The following is a 19267-nucleotide window of genomic DNA, read 5'->3' on the forward strand; positions in this document are numbered from 1 at the left end:
CCGGGGGAGCCGGCCGCCGGCCACACAGACCCCGAACGTTTGAGGACGTATCCCCGGTGGACCAGAACGACATGGGCGCTGACCTCGCGAAGGTGCTCATCAGCAAGGACGAGATCGACGCCAAGCTCCTGGAGCTGGCCGAGCGGATCGACCGGGACTACGCAGGCAAGGACCTGCTGATCGTGGGCGTCCTCAAGGGGGCCGTGATGGTCATGGCCGACCTGGCCCGGGCCCTGCACTCGCAGGTCACCATGGACTGGATGGCGGTCTCCTCGTACGGTATGGGCACCAAGTCCTCGGGCGTGGTGCGCATCCTGAAGGACCTGGACACCGACATCGCCGGCCGCGACGTCCTGATCGTCGAGGACATCATCGACTCCGGTCTGACGCTGTCCTGGCTGCTGGGCAACCTGGGCTCGCGCGGCCCGGCCTCGCTCGAGGTCTGCACCCTGCTGCGCAAGCCGGACGCCGCCAAGGTCGAGATCGACGTGAAGTACGTCGGTTTCGACATCCCGAACGAGTTCGTGGTCGGCTACGGCCTGGACTACGCGGAGAAGCTGCGTAACCTCCCCTTCATCGGGACCCTCGCCCCGCACGTCTACGGCGGCTGAAGGCCCCGTTCGGGCTACGGGCGGGAACAGTAGGTTGTTCCCGCCCGTTGGACCGGGGGGACAGAGAACGACAGCCGTGTCGCTGCGCTCCCGCCACTGGCGGGTCCGACTGCGGTACGGTCCAATAAACCGCTCTTCACATGAGCACCGACCGGATGCGCCGCGGCCCACCAGCCTCCCGGCGCCGTTGAGTGGCAGGAGGGACGGGGCGGCAACGCCCCGCATGGATGGACGTCAAGCGATACTTCCGTGCGCCGATCATGTGGATCGTGCTGGCCGTCCTCGCCGTCATCGTACTGATGCAGGTCGTTTCGGACTCGAACGGCTACAAGACGGTGGACACCGGTCAGGTCGTCGCGGCGATCGACGCGCACAATGTCAAGTCCGCGCAGATCACCACTGGTGACTCGAACACGATCAAGATCCAGCTGAAGGACGGCGCCACGCTGTCCCCCGCCGGCACGGGCAAGGCCCCGTCCGGCAGCAAGTTCCAGGCCTCGTACATCGGCGACCAGGGTGTCGCGATCGCCGACAAGCTCCAGGCCCAGATCAACGACAAGGACCCGAACACACTCGCCGAGGGCTACACCGTCAGCCCGGAGAAGCAGAGCACCTTCGTCAGCCTGCTGCTGTCGATGCTGCCGATCGTGATCATCGTCCTGGTCTTCCTGTTCCTGATGAACCAGATGCAGGGCGGCGGCTCCCGCGTCATGCAGTTCGGCAAGTCCAAGGCCAAGCTGCTGACCAAGGACACCCCGAAGACCACCTTCGCCGACGTCGCCGGTGCCGACGAGGCGGTCGAGGAACTCCACGAGATCAAGGAGTTCCTGCAGGAGCCGGCCAAGTTCCAGGCCGTCGGCGCCAAGATCCCCAAGGGCGTGCTGCTCTACGGCCCGCCCGGTACCGGTAAGACCCTGCTGGCGCGTGCCGTCGCGGGCGAGGCCGGGGTGCCGTTCTACTCCATCTCCGGCTCGGACTTCGTCGAGATGTTCGTCGGTGTCGGTGCCAGCCGGGTCCGCGACCTGTTCGAGCAGGCCAAGGCGAACGCCCCGGCGATCGTCTTCGTCGACGAGATCGACGCCGTCGGCCGGCACCGCGGTGCCGGCCTCGGCGGCGGCCACGACGAGCGCGAGCAGACCCTCAACCAGCTGCTGGTCGAGATGGACGGCTTCGACGTCAAGGGCGGCGTGATCCTGATCGCCGCGACCAACCGCCCCGACATCCTGGACCCGGCGCTGCTGCGCCCGGGCCGCTTCGACCGTCAGATCGCGGTGGAGCGCCCCGACCTCCAGGGCCGCCTGGACATCCTCAAGGTGCACCAGAAGGGCAAGCCGATCGCGCCCGACGTCGACCTGTCGGCCGTCGCCAAGCGCACCCCCGGCTTCACCGGCGCCGACCTCTCGAACGTGCTCAACGAGGCCGCGCTGCTGACCGCCCGCTCGGACAAGAAGCTGATCGACAACGGCATCCTGGACGAGGCGATCGACCGCGTCGTGGCCGGTCCGCAGAAGCGCACGCGGATCATGTCCGACAAGGAGAAGAAGATCACCGCGTACCACGAGGGCGGTCACGCCCTGGTCGCGGCGGCCTGCCAGTACAGCGACCCGGTGCACAAGATCACCATCCTGTCCCGCGGCCGGGCCCTCGGCTACACCATGGTGCTGCCGGACGAGGACAAGTACTCCACCACCCGCAACGAGATGCTGGACCAGCTGGCCTACATGCTGGGCGGGCGCGCGGCGGAGGAACTGGTCTTCCACGACCCGACCACCGGCGCCTCGAACGACATCGAGAAGGCCACCGCCACCGCGCGGGCCATGGTCACCCAGTACGGCATGACCGAGCGCCTGGGCGCGATCAAGTTCGGCAGCGACAACTCGGAGCCGTTCCTGGGCCGTGAGATGGGCCACCAGCGCGACTACTCGGAAGAGGTCGCCGCGCTGGTCGACGAGGAGGTCAAGAAGCTCATCGAGAGCGCGCACAACGAGGCCTGGGAGATCCTGGTCGAGAACCGCGACGTGCTCGACAACCTGGTTCTGGAGCTCCTGGAGAAGGAGACCCTGAACAAGGAGCAGATCGCCGAGATCTTCGCCCCCGTGGTCAAGCGCCCGGCCCGGCCGGCCTGGACGGGCTCCACCCGTCGTACGCCGTCCACCCGGCCGCCGGTGCAGTCGCCGAAGGAGCTGGCGCTCACCAACGGTGCCGCCGCCGTCGACAACGCTCCGGTGGACGTCGTGAAGCTCCCGCCGCTGCCGGCCGCCGAGCCGCCGACCGAGAGCTGAGCAGGGCACCCATACGGAATGGATGCCGCGTCACCAGGGTTTGTACCCTGGAGGCGCGGCATCCGTGCTGTTCAGCCAGTTTTCCCACAAGTAAGCGAGGCATGCATGATCGACCCGGTGACGCTCGACGGTCCGCCCGCCGTCGGGACCTTCGACCAGAAGCGGGCCGAGAACGCCATCCGCGAGCTGCTGCTCGCCGTGGGGGAAGACCCGGACCGCGAGGGCCTGCTGGAGACCCCGGCCCGGGTGGCGCGGGCCTACAAGGAGATATTCGCGGGTCTGTGGCAGGAGCCGGAGGAGGTCCTGACCACCACCTTCGACCTCGGCCACGACGAGATGGTGCTGGTCAAGGACATCGAGCTGACCTCGGTCTGCGAGCACCACCTGGTGCCGTTCCGCGGGGTGGCGCACGTTGGGTACATCCCGTCCACCAGCGGCAAGATCACCGGCCTGTCCAAGCTGGCCCGGCTGGTCGACGTCTACGCCCGCCGCCCGCAGGTGCAGGAGCGGCTGACCAGCCAGGTGGCCGACGCGCTGATGCGGATCCTGGAGCCGCGCGGGGCGATCGTCGTGGTCGAGTGCGAGCACATGTGCATGTCGATGCGCGGCATCCGCAAGCCCGGCGCCAAGACCATCACCTCCTGCGTGCGCGGCCAGCTGCGCGACCCGGCCACCCGGGCCGAGGCGATGAGCCTCATCATCGGCCGGTAGCGGCCCCGGCCGGCAAGTGGCCGGCAGGCGGACGGCTCAGGGCACTTCGTGCTCCGCGTGCGGCGGAGCCGGAGTGCCCAGCGCGTTGCGGCGCTCGGGCATCCGCAGGGTGACCATCCGGCGCCAGCCGAAGGCGCGGTCGTACAGGTACAGCGCGTGCACCCCGAGGGTGACCACCGCGAGCTGCCAGCGTGGCCAGCGCAGGATCCGCGCCATCCGGGCGGTGACCGCGAGCCCGACGTCCCGGTGGGTGCGGATCTCGCCGCGGGCGCTGGTCTCCAGGGTGTGCCGGATGTACGGGCCGTGGCCCTCGGCCCGCAGCCGCAGCAGCTCCTCGTGGCAGTATGCGAGGTGGTTGTCCTCGTCGGCGGAGATCATCCGCATCGCCCGGCCGAGATCCGGGTTGTCCCCGTACACCTTGACCAGCCGGCGCATCTGCTCGGCGGCGCGCTGTTCGGTGACCCGGCTGTGCGCGAGGTAGGTGATGATCTCGCGGTCGGTCAGCGGGACGTCGCTGTTCAGCCGCTCGTGCGAGAGCCCGATGCCCTGGCGCTCCAGCAGCATGCAGTAGTCGGCCTCGTCCGGGACGGGCACCTTGGGCAGGCCGCGCTTGTCCAGCAGCTGGGTGAAGATCCGGCCGTGCTTGCGTTCGTCCGCGCCGTGCCGGGCGACCTTCGGAGCCAGGACCGGGTCCCGGGTGAGGGCGGTGATCCGCTCGTTCTCCCAGCCGCCCTGGTCCTCGCCGTCGGCCGCGATGCTGCAGAACAGCTGGTAGGCCTGGTCGTTCCGGTAGATCTCGTTGAAGAGCGAGCGGGTGCTCAGCACGGCGCCTCCTGCGCGGATCCGGGGCGGTGCCCGCGGAAAGTCGGACGGGCGGCCGCGATACGTTCCCCCCGAGCCGTCGGCCGGCCCGGCCGACCGGCGGGTAATCACCCACACGCGCCAGCGCCGGTCACCCCAGGTGCGAGCCCAGCCATTCGAGCGAGGCGGGCAGCTCCCTGGTCCAGCTGTCGAAGTTGTGGCCGCCGTCGTCCAGGTAGAGCGACTCGACCTTGAACTGCGGATTGGCCGCGGCGACCCGGGCGGCCTGGTCGACGAACTGGACGGTCAGCGGGTAGTCCGACTCCTTGCGGGTGGAGACCACCAGCAGGTTGACCGGCGGGGCCGGGAGGTTCTGCAGCCGCCAGCCGAGGTCGTGCTGCTGCGTCAGCGTCTTGTCGCCGTTGAAGAGGTCGCCGCCGGTGTACTGGTCCTGGCGCACCGAGACGTCGCCGTGCAGGCCGGCCGCGTTGCCGTAGACGTTCGGGAAGCGCATCGACAGGCGCATCGCGCAGCTGCCGCCGGTGGAGTAGCCGATCAGGCCCCAGGAACCGGCCGAGCGCCCGAGCCGGTAGGTGCTGTGCAGCGCCTCGGGCAGGTCCTTGACGAACCAGGTCTCGGTGCGGGGCCCGCCGGGGACGTCCACGCACTCGGTGTCCCGGGACGGGACGACCGCCGGGCGGGCCAGCACCAGGACGGTCGGCGGCATCTTGCCGGAGTGCTGCAGCTCGATCGCGGTCTGCAGCAGCGGCAGCTCCTTCATCAGGTTCAGGGTGGTGCCCGGGTAGCCGGCGATGGCCACCACGGCGGGGAAGCGGACCAGGGCGAACTTCGGGTCGAAGTACTCGGGCGGCAGGTAGACGAACATCTGGTCGGCGAAGCCGGTCTCCTTGCCGCTGACCCGGACCGACTCGATCTTGCCGACCTCCTCGGGCGTGCCCTTGGGCAGGTCGCCGATGGTCTCCAGGCCGCCCTCGCCGGTCGGCTGGATCAGCTGCTCGGAGACCGGGGTGCCGCCCTTGTGGTTCTCGTTGCTGGTCAGCGCGAGCTTGGTGCTGCCGGGGTCGAGCAGGTCGTCCCAGGAGGTGTAGAAGCCGAAGGAGTTGTTCACCGACAGCGCCAGCACTGCCACGATCGACACCTGAACGGCCGTCAGCAGGCCGATCCGGCCGAGCACCGGCAGCGGGCGCTGCCGGGCCAGCCGGGGCCAGATCCACAGGGTGGTGAGAAGGGTCGCGGCGCCGAGAGCGAGCAGCGAGTTCACCAGTGCGTCGCTGGTCAGTTCCATGCCGTCGGCCTTCCGCTGGGACGCTGTCGGTGCAGGCTTCATCGTCTGGCGGTCCGTCAGGCCGGGCCACCGCTGCTAGGCCGACCGGGCGCCCGGGAGGGTGGGGGAGGCCGGGGGCAACCGGCGCCCTAGAATGCGGCGTCCACCGTACGTAACGCGTACCGGAGGGCCCCGACCCGCCACGCGCCGGCGGGCCCCGGGCTCCCACCCCCGGCTCAACCGCAGCGCGCCACGGCACCGGTTTACCTACCGTTTCCGGATCCTTGGTATGCGCATGGCCTGATGAAGGAATAGGCATGAAGGTCCATCACACGTGCTCCCCCGGAGTGACCGGACACCGCCCCGCAGCCTCTACCCTGAGCTTCCATGAGCGTTCCCGTGTCCGTTGAGCCGAGCCCCGAGCAGCCGCCGCCCCGTCGGCGCGGTCTGCAGACGCTGCGCAACCAGGCGGCCGCCGTCCCGAGGGCCTGGCTCCCGGGAGCGGTCGGCTACGCCTGTCTGCTGATCGGGCTGGTGGACATCGCCAGCGCGGTGTTCCCCAAGCTTCGACACTCCAAGATGCACACCTTCGCCGGGCAGCTGCCGGGCGGCACCACCAGCCTGGCCGCGGTCGGCACGCTGATGGTCGGCATCCTGCTGGTGCCGCTGGCGCACGCACTGCGCCGCCGCAAGCGGCGGGCCTGGCGCGCGGTCTGCGTGCTGCTGCCGGTCAGCGCCGCGCTGCACATCGTCCGCTGGCACCAGGTCGGCCCGGCGGTCGTCTCGCTGGTGGTCCTCGCCGTGATGCTGGTGCACCAGCGCGAGTTCTACGCCAAGGCCGACCCGCGCACCCGCTGGGGCGCGGTGGTCAACCTGGTCGTGATGGGCGCCCTCAGCGTGCTGCTCGGCCTGCTGATCGTGAGCACCCGCACCCGGTACGAGCTCGGGCACCCGGCGACCACGGAGCGGCTGCAGCACGTCGGGTACGGACTGTTCGGCTTCGAGGGCCCGATCCGCTACACCAACGAGCGGATGTCCGACCTGGTGGCCTACCTGCTCGGCGGGCTCGGCCTGCTGACCGCCTTCACCACCGCCTACCTGGCGCTGCGCCCCGGCAAGCCGAAGCCGGAGCTCACCGCCGAGGACGAGGACAAGGTCCGCGAGCTGCTCAAGCGGCACGGCGAGCGCGACTCGCTCGGCTACTTCGCGCTGCGCCGCGACAAGAGCGTGCTGTTCTCGCCCACCGGCAAGGCCGCGATCTCCTACCGGGTGGTCTCCGGCGTGATGCTGGCCTCCGGCGACCCGGTCGGCGACGTCGAGGCCTGGCCGGGCGCGATCAAGGTGTTCATGGCCGAGGCCCGCGAGCACGCCTGGGTGCCGGCCGTGATGGGCTGCAGCGAGGTCGGCGGCGAGGTCTGGACCCGTGAGGCGGGCCTGGACGCGCTGGAGCTGGGCGACGAGGCGATCGTCGACACCTCGACCTTCTCGATGGCCGGCCGCGCCATGCGCAACGTGCGCCAGATGGTCAAGCGGATCGAGCGCAACGGCTACTCCTGCAAGGTGCGCCGGGTCTCCGAGCTCACCGCGGAGGAGAAGTACCGGATCGCCGACGCCGCCGCCCGCTGGCGCGGCACCGACACCGAGCGCGGCTTCTCGATGGCCCTGGGCCGCTTCGGCGACCCGCTGGACGACGACTGCGTCGTGGTCACCGCCCACAAGACCCCGGAGGAGGGCGAGAGCGGCGACGACCTGAAGGCCGTGCTGCACTTCGTGCCCTGGGGGCCGGACGGCATCTCGCTGGAGCTGATGCGCCGCGACCGCGCCGCCGACCCGGGCCTGAACGAGCTGCTGATCGTCGCCGCCCTGCAGGCCGTGGGCGCCATGGGCATCCGCCGGGTGTCGCTCAACTTCGCGATGTTCCGCTCGGCGCTGGCCCGCGGCGAGCGGATCGGCGCCGGCCCGGTGCTGCGCGCCTGGCGCGGACTGCTGGTCTTCCTGTCCCGCTGGTTCCAGATCGAGTCGCTGTACAAGTTCAACGCCAAGTTCCAGCCCGAGTGGGAGCCGCGCTTCCTGGTCTTCCCGAACACCCGGGACCTGCCGCGGATCGGTTTCGCCGCGATGCAGGCGGAAGCCTTCATCACCCTGGGCATGCCGCGCTTCGGCCGCAAGCGCCAGCGGGAGGGCCTGATGCCCGTCCCGTCGACCCGTGAGGCCACCGAGGCCGCCTGAGGCTCCTCGACACCGTCCGGGGCCCCTGCCGAGAACGCTCGGCAGGGGCCCCGTTCGATAATGGTCCGGTCGATAATGGGCAGCATGAACGATTCGCCGTCCTTCTCCCCGCCGGCCGGACTGCCGCGGCTCGACCGCTGCGCGGTGATGGGCGTGGTCAACGTCACGCCCGACTCCTTCTCGGACGGCGGGCTCTGGTTCGACCCCGCCAGGGCGATCGCGCACGGGCTGGCCCTGCGCGCCCGCGGCGCGGACCTGGTGGACGTCGGTGGCGAGTCCACCCGGCCCGGCTCGCAGCGGGTGCCCGAGGAGGAGGAACTGCGCCGGGTGCTGCCGGTGGTGCGCGAGCTCGCCGCCGCCGGGATGGTCGTGTCCGTCGACACCATGCGGGCCTCGGTCGCCGAGCGGGCCGTGGAGGCCGGCGCCGCGATCGTCAACGACGTCTCCGGCGGGCTCGCCGACCCGGCGATGGCCCGGGTGGTCGCCGAGACCGGCGCGCCCTTCGTGGTGATGCACTGGCGCGGGCAGTCCGCCGACATGGACCGGCTGGCCGTCTACGACGACGTGGTCACCGACGTGATCGCCGAGCTGACCGACCGGATGGACGCCCTGCTGGCCGCCGGGGTCAAGGAGGACCAGCTGATCCTCGACCCGGGGCTCGGCTTCGCCAAGACCGCCGGGCACAACTGGGCGCTGCTCGGCCGACTGGACGCGCTCATCGCGCTCGGCCGTCCCGTGCTCGTCGCCGCTTCGCGCAAGCGGTTCCTGGGTACGCTGCTCGCCGACCCGGAAACCGGGGAGCTGCGCCCGGCCCGCGAGCGGGACGACGCGACCGCCGCGGTCTCGGTGCTGTCGGCCCAGGCCGGTGCCTGGGCGGTACGGGTGCACGACGTGTCCGGTACGGCGGACGCCGTCCGGGTGGTCGCGGCCTGGCAGCGCGCGGCGCGGCTGGGGTGAGGGAGGGTCTGTGACAGGTGACGGCAGGTTGAGCGGCGCGGCGGCCGGAAAGGCCCACGAGGTGGACCTGGAGGCGGTGCTCGCGGCGAACCGGGGGTTCTACGAGGCGCTGGAGCGGGGTGACGTCGAGGCGGTCGAGGAGGCCTGGCTGGGCCCGGAGTACGCCGACGACAAGGGCGGCGTGGTGTGCGTGCACCCCGGCTGGCCGGTGCTGCGCGGGCGGGCGCAGGTGACCCGCTCGTACATGCTGATCATGATGAACACGGAGTACATCCAGTTCTTCCTGACCGATGTCGAGGCCGAGGTCCACGGAGATGTGGCCCTTGTCACGTGCACCGAGAACATCCTCTCCGGCGGCGAGGCGGAGGAGGAGGGGGAACTCGGGCCGCTGGTCGGCGGAAAGGTCGTCTCCAGCAATCTGTTCCGCCGCACCCCGGCCGGCTGGAAGCTCTGGTCGCACCACGGTTCACCCGTTCTGACCAGCGGTGACGAGGACGACGAGGACTGATTTCCACGGTCGCGGAAAATCGGCGCCGAACCGTCGCCGGGGAATTTCCGAGTGGTCACCGAACGTTCACGTCAATCGCCGAATCGGTGCGCGTGGCGACGGTTCGTGCCGGGTAGGACGGTCAGGCGTTGTCCGCGCTCGCGGGTAGATTCGAAACGGAGTGGCGGGTGTGCTGCCCGCCGTCGCCCTGCCCGTCCATGCCTTTCTCCGGGCGGGGCCCGTCCGACTGGGAGCAGTGATTCGTTTGCTGGACCGCGTCACCCTGCGGGGGCTGCGAGCCCGGGGCCACCACGGCGTCTTCGAGCGCGAGCGCGTCGAGGGCCAGACCTTCGTGGTCGATCTCGTGCTGTACCTGGACACCCGCCCTGCCGCGTCCGGAGACGACCTCACCCGCACGGCGCACTACGGCATCGTGGCCGAGGAGGTCACCGCGATCATCGCCGGGGAACCGGTCGACCTGATCGAGACGCTGGCCCAGCGCATCGCCGACCAGTGCCTGAAGCACGACGCGGTCGAGGAGGTCGAGGTCACCGTGCACAAGCCGGACGCCCCGATCACCGTGCCGTTCGACGACGTGACCGTGACCATCCACCGGGGCCGCGCATGACCCCCACCGCGCGCCTGGTTTCCGATGCAGAGGGATTTCTTCGATGAACAGCAGTGACCCGATCGCCGAGCCGAACGCGTTCGACCTGGAGAGCCGGGTGGACTCCGCCGACACCACGCTGCACAGCCAGCGCTGCGCGGTGATCGCGCTCGGCAGCAACCTGGGCAACCGGCTGGACACCCTGCAGGGTGCCGTCGACGCGCTCGCCGACACCCCCGGGCTGAGGATCAAGGCCGTCTCGGCGGTCTACGAGACCGAGGCCGTCGGCGGCCCGGACGAGCAGCCCAACTACTACAACGCGGTGGTCGTGCTCCGTACCTCGCTGCCCCCGCGGGACCTGCTGGAGCGCGGCAACGCGATCGAGGACGCCTTCGGGCGGGTCCGCGAGGTCCGCTGGGGTCCGCGCACCCTGGACGTCGACATCCTGGCCTACGAGGGCGTGGTCAGCGACGACCCGCAGCTGGTGCTGCCGCACCCGCGCTCGCACGAGCGGGTCTTCGTGCTCGCCCCGTGGCTGGACGCCCAGCCGGAGGCCGAGGTGCCCGGGCACGGGCAGGTCGCCGCGCTGCTGGCGGCGCTCGGCGGTCCGGACGCGCAGGGCGTGAAGCGGCGCGACGACATCCGGCTGACCCTGCCGGAGTAGCCCCCACGAGAGACGCGCCCGCTACCGGTCGGCCGGGTGGGCCGGGGAACTCGGCCAGGGGGCCCGGCCGTACGAGTAGATGTCCGCCCGGCCCGGCCCGGTACGGTGGCCTGGCGTCGCCGCGCCGGGCCACCGGCCGGCCGGCGGGCTCTGGTACCCCGGGAAGGACCTCCTCCGCGTGAAGCTGCTTCGCCTCCGCCTGCTGATCGGCATCACCGCCGCGACGACGGCGCTGTCCTGGGCCGGTTCCAAGCTGTGGGCCTCCCTGGACACGCTGCCGGCAGTGCCGGCCGCGGCTCCGGTGGTGCTGGCGGCGGTGGCGGTGATCCTGCTGGCGACCACGATCTCGCTGCGGTCCCGGCTGAAGGCGGTGCGCGAGCGGCAGCCCGGTGCGAAGCGGGTCGACCCGCTGCTGGCGGCCCGCGCGGTGGTGCTGGGACAGGCCAGCGCGCTGGTCTCCTCGGTGGTCACCGGGATCTACGCCGGGGCCGGGATCTACCTGCTCGGCGAGCTGGACGTGTCGGCCCGCAAGGACCAGGCCGTCACGGCCGGGCTCGCGGTGCTGGCGGGGGCCGCGGTGATCGCGGCGGCGCTCTGGCTCCAGCACGTGTGCAAGCTGCCGGAGAACCACGACGACCCGAGCGGGCCGGCGGCCTCGCACCGCTGAGACGTCCGCGGATCGGAAGCCGGTCATCGGTGGGTCGTCGGTGGGTCGTCGGTGGGTCGTCGGCGGGGTATCGGCGGGGTATCGGCCCGCCGACGCCGGGACATCGCTGAGCAGGCCATCTTTCGTGATCTTGAGTGAAAAGCCGGGCACGTGCGGTAAAAACGGCACCCTGTCAAGGGCGGAAGGGGACCCTGGGCTGACAGGCCCCCAATTCGCACGCTAGTTTCTTGGCATGTCTCGCGGACGCCACCGTCATTCCTCCGTCCTCGGCCGGGTCCTTCCCCCCACCGCCGCCGGCGTACTGCTGGTCGCCGCGCTGGCCGCTCTGCTTTTCAGTCAGGACACCGTCCTGGTGCGCTCGGTGGGCGTCGCGGCGCTGATCGCGGTGCTCGGCTTCGCACTGCTGCTGCGCCAGCGGGACAAGGCGGCCCGGGCGGCCGCCGAGATGTCCGCCGCGCAGCGGATGCGCGCCGAGGAGCGCTTCGAGGAGCAGTTGGCCGAGGCCGAGTACGCGGCCGAGGTCGCCGAGGAGCGGGCCACCCGGTTCGGGCGGCGGCTGACGGCGGAGAAGTCGCGGCTGGCGAAGGCCGAGACCGAGATCGCCCGGCTGCTGCGGGAGCGGGCCGTGACGGTGGCCGAGCAGGCGCTCAAGGAGGCCGAGGCAGCCCAGCGGGCGCTCGCCGCGAGCCGTCCGAAGTACCCGGCCAGCCCGGCCGCGTTCGTCCGCGCGGCGGCCGTGCTGCGGCTGCTGGAGCGCCGGGCGGCGGAGCAGGAGGCGCAGCGGGCCCCCCGCAAGCCGGGCGAGGTGCCGGCGGGCGCGGAGGTCGCGCTGCGGGCGCCAGCGACGCAGTCGCTGATCGGCACGGCCGCCCCGGCCGCCCCGACCGCGCCGGCGCCCGAGCCGGTGCCCGTGCCCGCCCCGGTCGCGCCCTCGGTGCCCACTCCGGCGCAGGCGCCGGCGGGCCAGGCCCTGGCGCAGCCGAAGCCGGTGCAGCCCGCCGCGCAGCGCCCGGCGCTGACCGCGACGGTCGGTCAGCTCGGCGGGACGCCGAGCGTTCCGGCCGTGGCGCCGGCCGAGCGGCAGCGGACGCGCCCGGCGCAGTCCGGGCAGGCGCGCGGGCAGGGCTTCAGCTTCTTCGGCCGCACCTCGGGTGCGGCGGTACGGGCGGCCGCTCCGGCGCCGGCGGTGGGCAGCATCGCCGAGCTGGGGGACCGTGCGGACCTGGCGGACGTGGTGGGCGACGAGGCGGTCGCCGCGAAGGCGAAGGCCGAGGCGCAGGCGGCGGAGTCGGCCGCGCCGAACGGCGCGCGGCCCTCGCAGTCCGGACAGCCCTCGCGGCCCGTGCCGTCGTCGGACGCGGCCGATGAGCCGGAGCAGGGCGAGCCGACCGTGGTGGACCTGACGCCGGAGGACGAGACCGAGCTGATCGAGCTGCCGCAGCTGCGCGCCTCGCGCTGAGGAGCCTGCGCGAAAGCCCGCGGCGCGGGAAGTCGGACGGATCGACTTCCCGCGCCGCGGGCTTTTTCGGGGCAGGCCGGATCTGCGAGGGGGGCGTCAGATCTGGACGCCGAAGTCCTGGGCGATGCCGGCCAGGCCGGAGGCGTAGCCCTGGCCGACGGCGCGGAACTTCCACTCGCCGTTGTTGCGGTAGAGCTCGCCGAAGATCATCGCGGTCTCGGTGGCGGCGTCCTCGGAGAGGTCGTAGCGGGCGATCTCGGCGCCGCCGCCGGCGTTCACCACGCGGATGTAGGCGTTGCGGACCTGGCCGAAGTTCTGGCCGCGGGCGACGCCGTCGTAGATGGTGACCGGGAAGGTGATCTTGACGGCCTCGGCCGGCAGGCCGGCCAGGTTGACGTTGATCGACTCGTCGTCGCCCGCGCCCTCGCCGGTGCGGTTGTCACCGGTGTGCACGACGGTGGCGTCCGGCGTGCTGGTGTTGTTGAAGAAGACGAAGTGGGCGTTGGACAGCACCTTGCCGTCCGCGTTCAGGACGATCGCGCTGGCGTCGAGGTCGAATTCGGCGCCGGTCGTGGTGCGGACGTCCCAGCCCAGGCCGACGCTCACCGCGGACAGGCCGGGGGCCTCCTTGGTCAGCGAGACGTTGCCACCCTTGGAGAGGCTCACTGGCATGGCGATTGCAGTCCCTTCGTTCGCTTTTCCCGGGACAACGCGATACTCCGGTGGCTTGGTTCCACGGAGTCCGTGAATTCTTCGCGTGACATCAAACCCGGGCAAAGGAATGGCAATGCGGCGGTCGGGCGGCGGGCTCGGGCGGCGGGCTCGGGCGGCGGGGCTCAGATCCGGGGGAAGCGACCCTGGAGCGACCAGATGTTCGGATTGTCGGCCAGGTCAGGGTGCATGTCGAAGAGGTCGGCGAGGGTGTCCTGGAGGAAGTCCCGGGCCTCGCGCCGCAGCTCGCTGTGGCGCACCACGGCGGGCGGTTCGTCCCGCAGCCAGGTGGCGGTGATCTCCACCCAGTTGAAGCGGCGGGCGAAGCGCAGCAGCTCGGTGTTCTGGGTGAAGTCGAGGTCGGCGGTCTGCACCCGGGCGGCCCGGGAGCCGTCCGGGTCGCGGTCGAGCTGCTCGACGATGTCGCACAGTGCCCAGGCGAAGTCCAGCACCGGCACCCAGCCCCAGCGGGTGGAGAGTTCGGCGCCCTCGGCGTCCAGGTAGACGTCGCCGCAGAACAGGTCGTAGCGCAGCGAGCGCACGGGGGCGGTGCGGTAGTCGGTCTGCGGGGGGTCGGGGAAGCGGTTGGAGAGGGAGTAGCCGAGCTCGATCACGTACGCCATTGTCGGGGTTCGGCGCGCGTGCGGATAACCGGGTGACCCGGCGCACCCGGCGCGGGATGATGGGCGCATGCCCGAGCCCATCCGCGTACGGGGGTCGGTGGTCGTCCCCGACGCCGAGCTCGTCTGGCGCTTCTCGCGTTCCTCCGGCCCCGGCGGCCAGCACGTCAACACCTCCGACTCCAAGGTTGAGCTGCGCTTCGACCTGGCGGCCTCCAAGGCGCTGCCCGAGGTGTGGCGCGAGCGTGCCGTGGAGCGGCTGGCGCACCGGCTGGTGGACGGCCGGGTGCTGGTGGTCCAGGCCTCCGAGTACCGCTCGCAGTGGCGCAACCGGGAGGCGGCCGCGGCCCGCCTGGCGGCGCTGCTGACCGAGGCGTGCGCGCCGCCGCCGAAGGCCCGGCGGGCGACCAGGCCGAGTCGGGGGATGGTCGAGCGGCGGCTGTCCAACAAGCGGCAGCGCTCCGAGCTGAAGCAGGGTCGGCGGGCGCCGCGCCAGGACTAGGGCCTGTCCGGGGGCTCTAGCCGAGGGCGCGGTAGCCGCCGCGGAAGTAGAGCAGCGGGCGGTCGCCGGGGGCGGGGACCGTGGCCTCCAGGACGCGGCCGACCAGCAGGGTGTGGTCGCCCGCGGGTATCCGCTGTTCGGTGCGGCACTCGACGGTGGCCAGCGCGCCCTCGATCAGCGGGGCGCCGGTCTGCCGCGCCGGTGCGGGGTGTCCGCGAACAGCAGCCGGTCGCTGAGCCGGCCCTTCATGGCGAAGCGGGAGCCGAGCGTCTTCTGCCCCTCCGCCAGCACCGAGACCGCCCAGGTGTCGACCCGGGAGAGCACCTCGTCCATCCGGGAGTCCTCGCGGACCGAGATCAGCACCAGCGGCGGCTCCAGCGACACCGAGAGGAAGGACGTGGCGGTCATGCCGATGTCCTCCCCGTCCTCCGGGTCGTGGACGGTCACCAGGCTCACGCCGGCGGCGAGCTGGGAGAGTGCTGCCCGGAATTCGTCGGGCGTGGCGTGGGAGGCAGCTTCGGGCTGCGGGGACGGGTACACGTACCGCACGGTAGCTGGCGGCCGCGGGGAACGGCATCGGGCCGTGGTCGTAGGACCAGCGGTGCGGGTCGGGCCGGACCGGAGCGGACTCACCCTCAGGAGTGAAGCCGGGCGACCGGCGGGTGCAGCGGGCTTCAGCGTGCGGCCAATGCGGTCGACCACGAGAAATGTCCCGATAGTGCCTTATGTCCTGCTATGGGGCGGATGAACTGATTAAGGACGCATTAGTGTCGTGTGATTTAAGTCACAAGTGGCGGCCTATTGCTGACCGAGCGTGCCGAATGCTGTGCTCCCTGTGATTCAGTTCTTCTGGCAATCGGACGATAACCAATCAAGAACTATCCGAAGCAGCCGGGGAGCCCCCGCATGGAAGCCGAGTCGGAGCCGTACGTCCGTCTCGCGACCCTCCGCACCTTGCACCGGGTCGTGGCGGACCTCAACGCTGCCCGCAGCCTGGCGGGCACGCTGCAGGCCGTCGTCGAGGGCGCGGTGCACGGACTCGGCTTCGACGCCGCCGCGGTCAGCCTGGTCCGGCCGGACGGCGACCTCGTGGTGGCGGCGGTCTGGGAGCTGGAGGAGAGCCCGATGGGCGGGCCCTCGGTGCTGCTCGGCCAGGTCGGCTCGCGGGAGTCCTGGGACCGGCTGCTCGGCGTCAGCGACCACTGGGGCACCCTGCGCTTCCTGCCGTACGACCGCGGCTGGGCCGTCGCCAGCGACATCCCGCGCTGGATCGGGGACGGCCCGCTGCCCGTCTACGCCAACGACTGGCACCCCGCCGACGGGCTGCTCGCCCCGATGTACAGCGCCGGTGGCGACCTGCTCGGCGTCCTCTCGGTGGACCGCCCGCGCAGCGGCAAGCGGCCCGGGGCCTGGACCCGCGAGGCGCTGGAGATGTTCTCGCTGCAGGCCTCCATCGCGATCGGCAACGCCCGGCTGCGAGCCGAGATGCAGCGCGCGCTGGCCCGGCTGGAGAAGGAACAGCAGGCCCTGCGGGCCAGCGAGGAAAGCTTCCGCCAGGCCTTCGAGTACGCGCCGAGCGGGATGGCCATCACCGAACTTCACGGCGCCGGGCGCGGCCAGCTGACCAGGGTCAACGACGCGCTCTGTCGGCTGCTCGGCCGCCCCCGGGCGGTGCTGCGCCAGCAGAGCTTCGCGGACCTGGTCCACCCCGAGGACCGGGCGCTGTTGGAACGCACCAGCGCCGAGAGCGGCCGGGCGGAACTGCGGCTGTCCCGGCGGGACGGCGGCTACCAGTGGGTCTGCCTGCGCAATTCGATCGTGGCGGACGCGGCCGAGGGCCCGAGCTTCCTGCTCACCCACGTCGAAGACATCGAGGACCGCAAGCGCCACGAATTCCAGCTCGCCCACCGGGCCAGCCACGACGCGCTCACCGGCCTGCCCAACGGCGCGGAGCTCAGGGCCCGGCTGGGCCGCCGGCTCTGCTCCGAGTCGCAGCCGGTCGGCACCGTGGCCAAGCCGGGCGAGGCCGCCTACCCGCCCCCGTACGGCTACCCGGCCGACTCGTACAGCGCGCACGCGGCGTACGACGGCCTGGAGGGGGCGGACCCGTACACCGGGCCGGTGCACGGGTACGGGCCGGCCGAGGGCGGCGGCCTGCTGCCCGGCCTCACCCCCGGCTACGGGGAGCACGTGCACGCCGTGGTCCCGGCCGAGTACGGGCCGGCCGGCGACGCGTGGTCCGCGCCGTTCCGCTCCGGCCCGTCGGCCCCGGCGGACAAGGGGCTCGCGGTGCTCTTCTGCGACCTGGACGGCTTCAAGTCGATCAACGACCGGTTCGGGCACAACGCGGGCGACGCGGTGCTGGTCGAGGTGGCCCGGCGGTTGAGCGGGGCGGTCCGGGACGGCGACACGGTGGCCCGCCTCGGCGGCGACGAGTTCGTGGTGCTGGCCGACGGGATCGGCCGCGAGGAGGCCAAGGACCTCGCCCACCGGCTGCGCAACGCGATCATCCCGCCGATGCGGATCGACGGGCGGGCGATGCGGGTGGGGGTGAGCCTGGGGGTCGGCTGGGCAGGCTGCGGGATGAGCATCGAGGAGGTGCTGCACACCGCGGACGAGCGGATGTACGACGAGAAGCGGGCCCGTGGCGGTGCGGTGCGGGGGGCGCGCGGGGAGCGCTCGCACCGGCGGGCGGGCTGACGGGGCCCTCCGCGCTTCGATCGGCTGTTTGCCGAGGTCGGTCGGGTGCCGAGCATCCGGCGCCGCGCAGGTTACCCGCGAGTTGTCAAGGGCTCTTTTCTCGCCGTCGGCTACGGCAGGTAGGGTTCCCCGTACGACAGCGTCCATGATCTGCGCCGCCCGCAGCCCGGCGGCGCGCACCGGATGGGGGAACAGACCACCGTGACGACCGCCGGCGACAACGGAGTGCCCGAGGGCCAGGGGGGCGGTGCCCCGCAGGACGACGACCCGTTCGGCTACCTCTACCGCCCGGCCGACGGCTCCACCGGGCAGCCGGCCGAACCGCAGCAGGGCGTGCCCCGGACGTCGTACAACCGGCCGATGGAGGTCGGGCGTGCGCAGTACGGCCAGCCTTACCAGCAAGGGGGGCCGCCGCGTGCGCAGCAGCAGCCGTACGGCCAGCCCGGCCCGTACGGCCAGCAGCCGGTGCCGCAGCAGCAGGCCCCGTACGGCCAGCCCGGCATGCAGCAGCAGGCCGAGTACGGCGTGCCCACCCAGCAGGCCCGCTACGCCGAGCACTCCCGGCCGCAGCCGGGGGAGGAGCGGCAGAGCAGCGGCCGGAGCAAGGGCGCGGTGATCGGCGCGGTCGCCGTGGTCGCGGCGATAGCGATCGGGGCCGGCATCGCGCTCTCCACCGGCGACCCGGACGGCGACAAGAACGCCAAGGGCGGCGGCACCACGACCACCGCCCCGCCGGCCCCCAGCACCCCGGCGAGCAGCGCCACCAGCGGGACGGCCTCCCCCTCGGCGAGCGCGGGCGCCACCAACGGGCCGTCGACCGTGGACGCCGGCCAGTTGCAGGGCCAGAACGCGCCGTCCGGCAACAGCGTCAAGGGCGCCAAGTCCGCCGACGGCAGCTATCTGACGCTCCAGCAGGGCGGCACCGTGACCTGGAACGGTCAGATCGCCACGGCCGGGACGTACAAGCTGAGCATTCACTACAACAACCCCGGCGGGGACGTGAAGGGTGCGGCGTCGGTCAACGGGAAGGACTGGCCGAGCGGCGTCACGTACAAGAACTACAACGCCGGCAAGGACCCGTCGGCCTCGTGGTTCACGACGTTCATACTCCCGCAGTTCCAGGCGGGCCAGAACAGCGTCACCTTCATGGCGCCGCCCGGCGCGACGGTGCTGATCGACCAGATCGTGATCGAGCCGAGCAGCTGAGACCGCCTCAGGACACGACGCGGCCGCCCGTCCCCTGCCGGGGAGGGCGGCCGTTGCCGTTGCTCAGGCGGACTTGACGGTGGAGAAGGTCTCGCCGCCGCGGACCCAGCGGCCGCGGCGCATGACGGCGACCAGGTCGTAGCCGTCAGAGTCGAGCACGACCAGGTCGGCGAGCTTGCCGGTCTCCAGCGAGCCGATCGACTCGGCGAGGCCGAGCAGCCGCGCCGGGGTGGCGGAGAGCGACTCGACGGCCTGGTTGAGGGTCAGGCCGTTGACGGTGACCGAGCGCTTGAACGCCACGTCCAGGGTGAGGGTGGAGCCGGCGATCGCCCCGCCCTCGACCAGCCGGGCGACACCGTTGGTGACCTCGACCTGGAGAGGGCCGAGGGGGTAGAGGCCGTCGCCCATGCCGGCGGCGCCCATGGCGTCGGTGATCAGGGCGACGCGGTGGGCGCCGGCGGTGCCGTAGGCGAGGTCGAGGACGGAGGGGTGCAGGTGCACGCCGTCGTTGATCAGTTCGACGGTGACCCGCTCGTCCTCCAGCAGGGCGACGATGGGGCCGGGGGCGCGGTGGGCGATGCCGGGCATGGCGTTGAAGAGGTGGGTGGCGACGGTGGCGCCGGCGTCGATCGCCTCCAGGGTGGTGGCGTAGTCGGAGTCGGTGTGGCCGACGGCGGCGATGACGCCGAGGTCGGCGAGCATGCGCACGGAGTCGAGGCCGCCGGGGAGTTCGGGGGCGAGGGTGACCATCCTGGCGTGGCCGCGGGC

18 protein-coding genes and 1 pseudogene are annotated in these 19267 nt (G+C 71.9%); 13 read left to right on the forward strand and 6 right to left on the reverse strand.

All coding sequences use genetic code 11. From position 1 onward, the window contains the following. Positions 1–56 precede the first annotated feature (56 nt). From hpt to folE, 3 genes are all read left to right on the forward strand, one after another. A complete protein-coding gene (hpt, locus tag ACZ3UD_RS32220) occupies positions 57–611 on the forward strand; it encodes a hypoxanthine phosphoribosyltransferase (RefSeq protein ID WP_030059589.1) in 555 nt (184 codons plus the stop codon). A gap of 227 nt (positions 612–838) precedes the next feature. After that, positions 839–2893, forward strand: a complete 2055-nt coding sequence (gene ftsH / locus ACZ3UD_RS32225) for an ATP-dependent zinc metalloprotease FtsH (protein ID WP_465595706.1) — start codon at positions 839–841, stop codon at positions 2891–2893. Between the two features lie 105 nt (positions 2894–2998). Beyond that, positions 2999–3604 carry a GTP cyclohydrolase I FolE gene (gene folE, locus ACZ3UD_RS32230; protein WP_329883966.1) on the forward strand — a complete coding sequence of 202 codons (606 nt, stop codon included), beginning with the start codon at positions 2999–3001 and terminating at the stop codon, positions 3602–3604. Between the two features lie 36 nt (positions 3605–3640). On the opposite strand, the gene ACZ3UD_RS32235 is transcribed toward folE, so the two are convergent. Together ACZ3UD_RS32235 and ACZ3UD_RS32240 are read right to left on the reverse strand one after the other, a co-directional pair. Further along, the gene (locus ACZ3UD_RS32235) at positions 3641–4429 is read right to left on the reverse strand and encodes a ferritin-like domain-containing protein (RefSeq protein WP_465595709.1); all 789 of its coding nucleotides are present in this window, start codon (positions 4427–4429) and stop codon (positions 3641–3643) included. Positions 4430–4556: 127 nt separating this feature from the next. After that, on the reverse strand, positions 4557–5711 hold the full coding sequence (locus ACZ3UD_RS32240) for an alpha/beta hydrolase (protein ID WP_465595711.1): 1155 nt from the start codon (positions 5709–5711) through the stop codon (positions 4557–4559). 366 nt (positions 5712–6077) lie between these two features. Between ACZ3UD_RS32240 and ACZ3UD_RS32245 the strand changes: the two genes are divergently transcribed. The 7 genes from ACZ3UD_RS32245 to ACZ3UD_RS32275 all read left to right on the forward strand — a co-directional run bounded on the left by ACZ3UD_RS32245 (position 6078) and on the right by ACZ3UD_RS32275 (position 12760). Next, complete coding sequence (locus tag ACZ3UD_RS32245; RefSeq protein WP_465595713.1) at positions 6078–7919, forward strand: phosphatidylglycerol lysyltransferase domain-containing protein; 1842 nt, start codon at positions 6078–6080, stop codon at positions 7917–7919. A gap of 75 nt (positions 7920–7994) precedes the next feature. Further along, positions 7995–8876, forward strand: coding sequence for a dihydropteroate synthase (folP, locus tag ACZ3UD_RS32250; protein WP_465595716.1), 882 nt, complete (start codon positions 7995–7997; stop codon positions 8874–8876). 10 nt (positions 8877–8886) lie between these two features. Continuing rightward, a complete protein-coding gene (locus ACZ3UD_RS32255) occupies positions 8887–9384 on the forward strand; it encodes a nuclear transport factor 2 family protein (protein ID WP_387624798.1) in 498 nt (165 codons plus the stop codon). A 247-nt stretch (positions 9385–9631) separates the two neighbouring features. Then, the gene (folB, locus tag ACZ3UD_RS32260; protein WP_030288941.1) at positions 9632–9991 is read left to right on the forward strand and encodes a dihydroneopterin aldolase; all 360 of its coding nucleotides are present in this window, start codon (positions 9632–9634) and stop codon (positions 9989–9991) included. A gap of 43 nt (positions 9992–10034) precedes the next feature. Next, positions 10035–10634 (forward strand): 2-amino-4-hydroxy-6-hydroxymethyldihydropteridine diphosphokinase, encoded by a 600-nt coding sequence (gene folK / locus ACZ3UD_RS32265; protein WP_465595720.1) that lies wholly within the window; start codon positions 10035–10037, stop codon positions 10632–10634. 178 nt (positions 10635–10812) lie between these two features. After that, the gene (locus ACZ3UD_RS32270; RefSeq protein WP_465595723.1) at positions 10813–11301 is read left to right on the forward strand and encodes a DUF3180 domain-containing protein; all 489 of its coding nucleotides are present in this window, start codon (positions 10813–10815) and stop codon (positions 11299–11301) included. A gap of 232 nt (positions 11302–11533) precedes the next feature. Beyond that, a complete protein-coding gene (locus ACZ3UD_RS32275; protein ID WP_465595726.1) occupies positions 11534–12760 on the forward strand; it encodes a hypothetical protein in 1227 nt (408 codons plus the stop codon). A gap of 96 nt (positions 12761–12856) precedes the next feature. Here ACZ3UD_RS32275 and ACZ3UD_RS32280 read toward each other — a convergent pair whose 3' ends face one another. Further along, complete coding sequence (locus tag ACZ3UD_RS32280; RefSeq protein WP_465595729.1) at positions 12857–13432, reverse strand: TerD family protein; 576 nt, start codon at positions 13430–13432, stop codon at positions 12857–12859. Positions 13433–13596: 164 nt separating this feature from the next. Then, positions 13597–14094 carry a hypothetical protein gene (locus tag ACZ3UD_RS32285; protein WP_392902693.1) on the reverse strand — a complete coding sequence of 166 codons (498 nt, stop codon included), beginning with the start codon at positions 14092–14094 and terminating at the stop codon, positions 13597–13599. Between the two features lie 67 nt (positions 14095–14161). Between ACZ3UD_RS32285 and arfB the strand changes: the two genes are divergently transcribed. Next, a complete protein-coding gene (gene arfB / locus ACZ3UD_RS32290) occupies positions 14162–14593 on the forward strand; it encodes an alternative ribosome rescue aminoacyl-tRNA hydrolase ArfB (RefSeq protein WP_387632127.1) in 432 nt (143 codons plus the stop codon). A gap of 16 nt (positions 14594–14609) precedes the next feature. Here the strand turns inward: arfB and ACZ3UD_RS32295 are convergent. Further along, positions 14610–15142, reverse strand: a pseudogene (locus ACZ3UD_RS32295) (flavin reductase family protein). Between the two features lie 357 nt (positions 15143–15499). On the opposite strand from ACZ3UD_RS32295, the gene ACZ3UD_RS32300 reads away from it, so the two are divergent. Together ACZ3UD_RS32300 and ACZ3UD_RS32305 are read left to right on the forward strand one after the other, a co-directional pair. After that, entirely contained in the window at positions 15500–17293 is a 1794-nt protein-coding gene (locus ACZ3UD_RS32300) for a GGDEF domain-containing protein (protein WP_465595733.1), read from the forward strand. 201 nt (positions 17294–17494) lie between these two features. Further along, positions 17495–18499 (forward strand): carbohydrate-binding protein, encoded by a 1005-nt coding sequence (locus ACZ3UD_RS32305; RefSeq protein ID WP_465595736.1) that lies wholly within the window; start codon positions 17495–17497, stop codon positions 18497–18499. 63 nt (positions 18500–18562) lie between these two features. Here ACZ3UD_RS32305 and ACZ3UD_RS32310 read toward each other — a convergent pair. Continuing rightward, a partial coding sequence (locus ACZ3UD_RS32310) for an N-acetylglucosamine-6-phosphate deacetylase (RefSeq protein ID WP_465595739.1) occupies positions 18563–19267 on the reverse strand: 705 nt, incomplete at its 5' end.

It is taken from the genome of Kitasatospora sp. NPDC023118, from assembly GCF_055560875.1.

Bases quoted from the DNA above. Each gene is read 5' to 3' on its own strand.
- ACZ3UD_RS32240 (WP_465595711.1), bottom strand. From the start codon at position 5,711: ATGGAACTGACCAGCGACGCACTGGTGAACTCGCTGCTCGCTCTCGGC.
- ftsH (WP_465595706.1), top strand. From the start codon at position 839: ATGGACGTCAAGCGATACTTCCGTGCGCCGATCATGTGGATCGTGCTG.
- ACZ3UD_RS32285 (WP_392902693.1), bottom strand. From the start codon at position 14,094: ATGGCGTACGTGATCGAGCTCGGCTACTCCCTCTCCAACCGCTTCCCC.
- ACZ3UD_RS32300 (WP_465595733.1), top strand. From the start codon at position 15,500: ATGGAAGCCGAGTCGGAGCCGTACGTCCGTCTCGCGACCCTCCGCACC.
- folK (WP_465595720.1), top strand. From the start codon at position 10,035: ATGAACAGCAGTGACCCGATCGCCGAGCCGAACGCGTTCGACCTGGAG.
- ACZ3UD_RS32245 (WP_465595713.1), top strand. From the start codon at position 6,078: ATGAGCGTTCCCGTGTCCGTTGAGCCGAGCCCCGAGCAGCCGCCGCCC.
- folP (WP_465595716.1), top strand. From the start codon at position 7,995: ATGGGCAGCATGAACGATTCGCCGTCCTTCTCCCCGCCGGCCGGACTG.
- folE (WP_329883966.1), top strand. From the start codon at position 2,999: ATGATCGACCCGGTGACGCTCGACGGTCCGCCCGCCGTCGGGACCTTC.
- arfB (WP_387632127.1), top strand. From the start codon at position 14,162: ATGCCCGAGCCCATCCGCGTACGGGGGTCGGTGGTCGTCCCCGACGCC.
- ACZ3UD_RS32275 (WP_465595726.1), top strand. From the start codon at position 11,534: ATGTCTCGCGGACGCCACCGTCATTCCTCCGTCCTCGGCCGGGTCCTT.
- ACZ3UD_RS32280 (WP_465595729.1), bottom strand. From the start codon at position 13,432: ATGCCAGTGAGCCTCTCCAAGGGTGGCAACGTCTCGCTGACCAAGGAG.